Source organism: Curvibacter delicatus NBRC 14919 (assembly GCF_001592265.1).
GTDB classification, from domain to species: domain Bacteria; phylum Pseudomonadota; class Gammaproteobacteria; order Burkholderiales; family Burkholderiaceae_C; genus Hylemonella; species Hylemonella delicata.
Genome location: NZ_BCWP01000067.1, coordinates 1 through 8144, shown reverse-complemented (window position 1 = coordinate 8144; position 8144 = coordinate 1). Strand labels below are relative to the sequence as shown.

Annotated in this window: 5 protein-coding genes; 3 read left to right on the top strand and 2 right to left on the bottom strand. The window is 62.3% G+C overall.

Annotated features, from left to right (window positions below):
* Nucleotides 1-2 precede the first annotated feature (2 nt).
* Nucleotides 3-1721, bottom strand: coding sequence for a nitrite reductase (locus CDE01S_RS17510; protein ID WP_066710706.1), 1719 nt, complete (start codon nucleotides 1719-1721; stop codon nucleotides 3-5).
* Nucleotides 1722-2039: 318 nt separating this feature from the next.
* Here CDE01S_RS17510 and CDE01S_RS17505 point away from each other — a divergent pair, with 318 nt between their 5' ends.
* The 3 genes from CDE01S_RS17505 (at nucleotide 2040) to CDE01S_RS17495 (ending at nucleotide 7478) form a co-directional block, all read left to right on the top strand.
* On the top strand, nucleotides 2040-4331 hold the full coding sequence (locus tag CDE01S_RS17505; RefSeq protein ID WP_084382978.1) for a TonB-dependent hemoglobin/transferrin/lactoferrin family receptor: 2292 nt from the start codon (nucleotides 2040-2042) through the stop codon (nucleotides 4329-4331).
* A gap of 158 nt (nucleotides 4332-4489) precedes the next feature.
* Nucleotides 4490-7009 (top strand): ABC transporter permease, encoded by a 2520-nt coding sequence (locus tag CDE01S_RS17500; RefSeq protein WP_066710703.1) that lies wholly within the window; start codon nucleotides 4490-4492, stop codon nucleotides 7007-7009.
* A 64-nt stretch (nucleotides 7010-7073) separates the two neighbouring features.
* Nucleotides 7074-7478: a group II truncated hemoglobin gene (locus CDE01S_RS17495; RefSeq protein ID WP_066710700.1), complete on the top strand. Its 405-nt coding sequence runs from the start codon at nucleotides 7074-7076 to the stop codon at nucleotides 7476-7478.
* Here the strand turns inward: CDE01S_RS17495 and CDE01S_RS18605 are convergent.
* The coding region (locus CDE01S_RS18605; RefSeq protein WP_218016543.1) for a Cthe_2314 family HEPN domain-containing protein at nucleotides 7475-8144 on the bottom strand (670 nt) is incomplete at its 5' end. The two genes, CDE01S_RS17495 and CDE01S_RS18605, sit on opposite strands and share 4 nt — an antisense overlap.

Sequence of the window (8144 nt, the reverse complement as noted above, 5' to 3'; positions counted from 1 at the left end):
GGTCAGTACACGTCGTGTTGGGTGTTGTACACGTTGAAGTGGCCGGTCGGGGTGATCAAGCGCGGGTCCTTGATCACGGCCTTGAGCTTCAAGGTCTTGTCGTCCACCACCACCAGCGCACTTTCCTTGTTCTTGGCGGACCAGACCGAGAACCACACTTCGTCGCCGGCCTTGTTGTACTCCGGTTGCACGACACGCTTGGCGCCATCGTCCTTCAGGCCAGCCCATTCAGCAACCGGCAGCACGGTGTAGCCCTTGTCCAAGTTCTTGATGTCGTACACCACCACCGATTGCGAGATCTTGGGATCCGGGTTCAGCGGTGCGTCCGAGTACAGGTGCTGCGACTTGGGGTGGCTCTTGATGAAGAGCGCGCCGCCGCCGGGGCCACTCAGCTTGGCCACTTCCTTGAAAGCGTACTGCTGGTGCTTCACCGGGTCGGTGCCGATCAACGAGATCGTCTCGTCACCCAGGTGGCCGGTAGCCCAGACGGGGCCGAACTTCGGGTGGATGAAGTTGGCGCCGCGGCCCGGGTGGGGGATCTTGCCCACGTCAATCAGCTTGGTCAGTTTGCCTTCTTTCAGATCTACCGCAGCAATCTTGTTGCTGTTGTTGGCGGCCACCATGAAGTAGCGCTTGGTGGAGTCCAGCCCGCCGTCGTGCAAGAAGAGGGCGGTGCCGATCTCCGTGGTCTTGAGTGCGTCGATGTTGCGGTAGTCCACCAGCAATGTCTTGCCGGTTTCCTTCACATTCACGACGAACTCAGGCTTGAAGTGCGAGCCCACGATCGAAGCAACACGGGGTTCGGGGTGGTATTCCTGCTTGTCCACCGTCATGCCGCGGGTTCCCACGATCTTCAGCGGCTCCAGCGTATCGCCTTTCATGATGGTGAACTGGGGCGGCCAGTAGCTGCCGGCAATCGCCAGCTTGTCCTCGAAGCCCTTGTACTTGGAGGTTTCGACCGAACGGGCTTCCAGGCCAACGCGGATTTCGGCCACGTTGTCGGGTTTTTCCATCCACAGGTCGATCATGTTGATCTTGGCATCGCGGCCAATCACGAACAGGTAACGTCCCGATGCCGACAGGCGCGAGATGTGCACCGCGTAACCGGTCTTGATGATGTTGATGATCTGCTTGGTGTCGCCGTCGATCAGCGCCACCTCGCCGGTGTCACGCAGCGTGGTCGAGAAGATGTTGCTGATGTTGTAGTTGTTCATCTTCTTCGTCGGGCGCTGTGCCGGCGGAATGATGACTTTCCACGTCTTCTTCATCTCCGCCATGCCGAACTCGGGCGGCTGCGGCGGATCGTGCTGAATGTAGCGGGCCATCAGGTCCACTTCCTTCTCGCTCATCTCGCCCGAGGTTTGCCAGTTCGGCATGCCGGCAGGAGATCCGTAGGCAATGAAGATCTTGAGGTAGTCCGTGCCTTTGGCGACAGTCAGGTCAGGGGTCAGGGGCTTGCCCGTGGCGCCCTTGCGCAGCACGCCGTGGCAACCGGCGCAACGCTCGAAGTAGATCTTGCGCGCGACGTCAAATTCGGCCTGCGTCATCGGTGGGGCCTTGGGGTTGGTGCTTTGCACCATCGGCTCATTGGCCAGCGGTGACGAGCCGGCCTGGTAATTCATTTCCGGGGCGCTGACGCCCTTTTTGTCTTCTGCGAATGAAGAAACGGCCAGCGTTGCCAGCACAAGTGCTGCCACGTGCCTGAGTTTTCGTATTTTCATGAACGAACTCCTTGTCGCCTGTGGTTTAAGAGAACCAGCCCCTGCTTGCACAGAGCCCGCCCGCCGCATGCCACAGAACAGATTTCATGCGGCGGGTAAGACCAAGACATCGTGCGCCAGGTCCCGGGTGCCATCTTTGACTTATGACAAAGATGTACTGATAAGGCTTCTTTTTTGCGGAGACGTTGTCGACTGAATCTGTGCCTTGATATGGGTCAAACCGGGTCTGACCTTGCCCTCTAAACTGGCCATCATCCTGAATACATATATGTTTGACAATTCTTTTTTCAGCGCAGTCTCCTCGCTCTGAAGCATCTTATGAAAAGCACCGTCACATTCCTTTCCATCCCGGCCTTCAGTGGGTGGAAGATCATTCCGGGCGTGCTTGTCTTTTGCGGTGTGTTCACGCTGGCACACGCGCAATCCACGGCTGATGTCAATACGCCCACCCTGAAAGTCGTGGTGGTCAGTGGCTCGCGCAGCGAGCAGTCGCTCGACGAATTGCCCATGTCCATGGAGGTGGTGAACCAGCAGGCGCTGGAGGAAAAACAGATCGGCGACATCAAGGAACTGGCGGCCGACATGCCCAATGTTTCGGTCAAGCACGCACCAGCGCGGTTCACCGTGACCGGGGCGGGCAACCCGACGGGGCGAGATGGCAACACGGGCTTCACGATCCGGGGTCTGGGCGGTAACCGGGTGCTCATGCTGGTGGACGGCATCCGCCTGCCGCGCAGCTATGTCAACGGCAACAATGCCTTCGGGCGGGATGCCCTGTCGCTTGATCTCGTCAAGCGCGTGGAGCTGGTGCGTGGACCCAGCTCTGTCCTGTACGGCTCGGACGGCTTGGCCGGCATGGTCAACTTCATCACGTACGAGCCGATCGATTTCCTCGCCACGGACGATGGCGAGGTCAGGAACCTGGGTGGACGCGTGGCAGCGGGCTGGAGTGGAGACGACGACACATTCAAGGTGGCGACGACGGTTGCCGGCCGTGCCAGCGAGACGCTGCAGTGGCTGGTCACCGCTACCACCCAGCGAGGCCAGGCGTTGAACAACATGGGCACCAACGATGCGGCCAATGTCGACCGCACCCGTCCCAATCCGCAGAACACCACGGGTGATTCATTGCTGGCCAAGCTCGTGGCCAGGCCCGATGGTGTCCAGAAGCACATTCTCACCGTGGAGCATGTGAACAAGAACTCGGATGTCGAACTGCTGACCAGCCGGGTCAAGCCGCCGCTGGTGGCCGCGTCGGTCGTGGGCGAGAACGCCCGCCAGAACCTGAGCCGGGACCGGATCACCTGGGATGCGCATTACGCGCTGAATGCCGCCTGGGCTGACCATCTGCAGACGGTGTTGAGTCTGCAGAATTCGGATGCGCAGGACAACGGGCGCACCACACGCAACGATGGCAAAGTCCGGGTCCGTGACACCACATACGCCGAGCACGCTTGGCAAGCCAGTGTGCAGGCCAACAAGACCCTGCCCCTGTCGCGCGAATGGTCGCAGAAGATCACCTATGGATTGGATTACACCAGCACCGAGATCACCAGCTGGTTCGGAGGCTACGACCCGGCGCCACTGACCGCTTACGTTCCCAAGAAATACTTCCCCGACTCGCGCGATTCAAGCATCGCGGCGTATGCGCAGAGCGAGTTTGGCAGCGAGCGCTGGCGCGTCACGCCCGGCCTGCGGTTGGAGAGTTTTGCACTGGACGTGATCAGCCAGGCCGGTTATGCACCGCCAGCCACGGCACCCGGGCTGTCGATCTCGGGTTTTAATGCCTCTCCCAAGCTGGGGGCCCTGTACCAGATCGATTCCCGCTGGGCGGTTTACGGCAACTACGCCAGCGGCTTCAAGGCGCCCAATGCCACGCAGCTCAATGGCTATTTCGACCCGTCGCCGGGCATCAATGCGCGCTTGCTGCCGAATCCCAACCTGAAGTCCGAGACCAGCCAGAATTTCGAGCTGGGCGTGCGCACGCGCTTTGAGCGTTTGAGCCTGGAAGTGGCCGCATTCACGGGGCGCTACAACCAGCTGATCGTGGACAAGAAGCTGATGCGCGGCAGCAACACGGTGGCCGACCCTTACGAGTACCAAACCGTGAACATTGACAATGCCACCATCTGGGGGTTCGAGCTCAAGGGGCGGATGGACTGGGGACGGGTGGGCAGCGGCAACCTGTCGATGCCATTCACCCTGGGGCAGGCACGTGGCCAGGACGATGGCAACGGGCGTCCGTTGAATTCGGTCGATCCTGCTATGCTCACGCTGGGACTTCACTACGCCACCGCGGCATGGACCCTGCGGCTGGACATGCGCCACCACGCTGCCAAGAATGCGGACGACATCGATGTCACGGCAGGCGTCAAGGCCGGCAGTTTCCAGTTCAGCGACGTGCCCGCCGCTACGACACTCGACCTCTCGGGGCAGTGGCGCATCCGCAAGGGCTTGCGGCTCAATGCCGCCATCATCAACCTGACGGACCGGAAATACTGGCTGTGGTCCGATGTGCAAGGCCTCACCGCCGCTAGCGCGACCACCCAGGCAGACGCCTATACCCAGCCGGGACGCCATGTGAATGTGTCGCTAGTGATGGACTTCTGAAGCGACCCGCGCCCCGCTTTCCGGGGATTCAGGCGGCACGAGCGCCGTGGCTTGGCCGCGCGGGTCGGCTGGGCGCCTCATCGACGGCGCATACCTCAGGTACAACGTGCCTTGCCCCGGTGCGCAACAGGATTCCGGAAATCCTCTAAGCTACCTTTATGAACATTACTTTCTGGCAACTTGGCTGGCGCACCCTGTGGCGCGATCTGCGCTCCGGTGAACTGCGCCTGCTGCTGCTGGCCGTCACGCTGGCGGTGGCGGCCCTCACCGCCGTCGGTTTTTTTGCCGACCGGCTCAAGGGTGGCCTGCAGCGCGATGCACGCCAGCTGCTCGGTGGCGACGCGGTGGTGGCCAGTGACAACCCGGCCCCCGAGGCTTTTGCCAAGCAGGCGCGCGCGCTGGGCTTGAAGGTGTCGACCTCGCTGAGTTTCCCCACCATGGCGCGTGCGCCGGAGGAGCGTGGTGGCGCCAGCCGGCTGGTGGCGTTGAAGGCGGTGGAAGAGGGCTATCCCTTGCGCGGTCAGTTGACCGTGGCCAGCAACCCGACCGCCGCCGGCGAGAAGACCGACGACATTCCGGCGCCGGGCGAAGTCTGGGTTGATGCTCCGCTGCTGGAGGCATTGGGGCTGCAGGCGGGCGACACGCTGCTGCTGGGCGAGCGCAGTTTCCGCATCACCCGTGTCATCGTGCTGGAGCCCGACCGGGGTGCCGGCTTCATCAATTTCGCACCGCGCGCCATGATGCGCGAGGCGGATATCGCTGCCACCGGGCTGATCCAGCCGGCCAGCCGCGTCAGCTACCGGCTGGCGGTGGCAGGGGCCGACCGAGCCGTAGCGCGCTACGTGAAATGGGCGAATGACGAAATCGCCCAGCGCAGCCTGCGTGGCCTGCGCGTTGAGTCGCTGCAGGGTGGGCGGCCCGAGATGGGGCAGACGCTGGACCGGGCCGAGAAATTCCTCAATCTGGTAGCGCTGCTGGCGGCCCTGCTCAGTGCGGTGGCGGTGGCGCTGGCCGCGCGCGGTTTTGCCAGCAACCACCTGGACGATTGCGCCATGCTGCGTGTGCTGGGCCTGGGTCACCGCACTATCGCCTGGAGCTACACCTTCGAGTTCGTGCTCGCCGGCTTGGCCGCCAGCACGCTCGGTGTGCTGCTGGGGTATGCGGTGCACCATGTGTTTGTGTTGCTGCTGGCCGGCCTGGTGGAAACCGCCTTGCCGGCACCGAGCCTCTGGCCGGTGCTGTTCGGCCTGGGCATGGGGCAGACGCTGCTGGTGGCCTTTGGCTTGCCGCCGGTGCTGCAGTTGGCCCAGGTGCCGGCGCTGCGCGTGCTGCGGCGCGATGTCGGCAACCTGCGCCCGGCCTCGCTCGGTGTGTTGGCGCTTGGTGTGGCCGGTTTTGCGGCACTGCTGCTGGCGGTGAGCAGTGATCTCAAGCTCGGGCTGATCGCCGTAGGGGGTTTTGCCGCCGCAGTGGCGTTGTTCGCCGCGGCCAGCTGGGGCGCCGTGTGGCTGTTGCGTCGCGCCGTGAACGAGGCCAGCGCACCGCGTTGGCTGGTGTTGGCGACGCGCCAGATCGCCGCCCGGCCGGCCTACACCGTGGTGCAGGTCAGCAGCCTGGCGGTGGGCCTGCTGGCACTGGTGCTGCTGGTGCTGTTGCGCACCGACCTGATCGCCGGCTGGCGCCAGGCCACGCCGGCCGATGCGCCGAACCGTTTTGTCATCAACGTCCAGCCCGAGCAGGGCGACGCCTTCCAGCAGGCCTTGAAGAATGCCGGTGTCAGCGGTTACGACTGGTACCCCATGATCCGCGGCCGGCTGGTGGCGGTGAACGGCCGCGACGTGAAGCCGGAGGACTACGCCGAAGACCGCGCGCGCCGCCTGCTGGACCGCGAGTTCAACCTGTCGCACAGCGCGACCTTGCCCGTGCACAACCCGTTGACGGCAGGGCGCTGGACGCCGGAGGAGGCGGGCGCCATCAGCATGGAAGAAGGCATCGCCAAGACGTTGGGCCTGAAGCTCGGCGACACGCTGCGCTTCGACATCGCCGGTGTGCCGACCGAATCCACCATCACCTCGCTGCGCAAGGTGGACTGGGGTTCGATGCGTGCCAACTTCTTTGCCATCTACCCGGTCAGCCGCATGCCCGAGGTGCCCAGCACCTACATGACGGCCTTCCGCGCGCCGGACGTCAAAGGCTTTGACAACACCCTGGTGCGCCACTTCCCCAACATCACCGTGGTGGACATGAGCACCACGCTGCTGCAGGTGCAGCGCGTGCTGGACCAGGTGATCCGTGCGGTGGAGTTCCTGTTCGGCTTCACGCTCGCGGCCGGGCTGATCGTCTTGCTGGCAGCGGTGACGGCCACACGCGAGGACCGTGCGCGCGAATTCGCCATCATGCGGGCCGTGGGCGCCAGTGCCGGCCTGCTGCGCCAGGTGCAGCGTGCCGAGCTGCTGGGTGTCGGCCTGTTGGCGGGTTTCCTGGCCTCGCTGGTGGCCGCCGCGGTGGGCTGGGCGCTGGCGCGTTTTGTGTTCGAATTCGACTGGGCAGTCTCCCTGCTCGTGCCGCTGGCCGGCGCCCTGGCCGGGGCCGTGCTGGCGTTGTCAGCCGGCTGGTGGGGCCTGCGCGACGTGCTGCGCCGGCCAGTGGTGGAGACGCTGCGTCGTGCGGCACAGTGATGATTTGCTATTGATTTGATAGCTGTTGGCGCATATTTCACAAGGGCCAGGTGCCATTTTGACCATGACTACTGAAGAGAAGCCGGAACCGGGCAATGCCTTTGACTGGATCGGCGGCGAGGCGCGCGTGCAGGAACTGGTGACGCGCTTTTATGACCTGATGGACCTGGAGCCCGCCTACAAGGAGCTGCGCGCCGCCCACGGCAGTGACCTGACCAGCGCGCGCGAAAAGCTGTTCTGGTTCCTCTGCGGCTGGCTCGGCGGCCCCAACCACTACATCGAACGCTTCGGCCACCCGCGCCTGCGCGCACGCCACCTGCCGTTCAAGATCGGCATCCTGGAGCGCGACCAGTGGCTGGCCTGCATGGACCAGGCCATGGGCGAGGTGGGCATCGATGAGACGCTGCGGGCCCGGCTGCGCGAATCGTTCTTCGGGACGGCGGATTGGATGCGAAATACGCCGAGTTAATGTTCAAGGTGATGTGGCGCAATGTTGTTGTCTGGCTTTGATAGTTCGACGCCAGACGGACATGTTTTCGCAAATATAGGGCCAAGAGAGTTCAAAAGATCCGATAGCCTAGCTTCTAGCTCTGAGATAACGATGGCTACTTCGCCCCCGTTCATTGAAAAGTGCTCGCGCATCAACCCTTGCAAATCAACATCATCAGGGACGGGGATCTTGAGATTCTCAAATGCTGAGAGAAGACCGAATTCTCGGTTGGAAAAAGCAGATGCATGGATGACAGCATTTCTGAGGGCCTTGTGGCTGTCGACTGTCGTTGTAATAGAAACAAGCGCTGCATATACCGCCGGATATGCCTCCTTAACTTCCTTCGAGACATACAAATTTCCCCGAGAGCTTTCATACTTTTTAGCGTCAAGCATTAACGAAGCACCAACTAAGCGGTGAGAACGATCAATGACTCCAACTGCTCGGAAGATGAAATTCTCATAGTGATACCTATACTCACTTGGGGAGACGTTATCACCAGTTGCTAGATCCATGATGAAGCCTAGCGCTAAGCGAAGTGAGGCAAGTGAGTTGTCCAATTCACATATTCGTTCAGTTACCGTGGCCGTATAGCGTTCGATAGCGCTTGCTGTGTATGAGTTGTCACCAGCAAGGAGTGGGCTT

What these genes read in the sequence shown, in the direction of transcription:
- CDE01S_RS17510 (WP_066710706.1), bottom strand. Translation starts at nt 1,721, where the DNA reads ATGAAAATACGAAAACTCAGGCACGTGGCAGCACTTGTGCTGGCAACG.
- CDE01S_RS17505 (WP_084382978.1), top strand. Translation starts at nt 2,040, where the DNA reads ATGAAAAGCACCGTCACATTCCTTTCCATCCCGGCCTTCAGTGGGTGG.
- CDE01S_RS17500 (WP_066710703.1), top strand. Translation starts at nt 4,490, where the DNA reads ATGAACATTACTTTCTGGCAACTTGGCTGGCGCACCCTGTGGCGCGAT.
- CDE01S_RS17495 (WP_066710700.1), top strand. Translation starts at nt 7,074, where the DNA reads ATGACTACTGAAGAGAAGCCGGAACCGGGCAATGCCTTTGACTGGATC.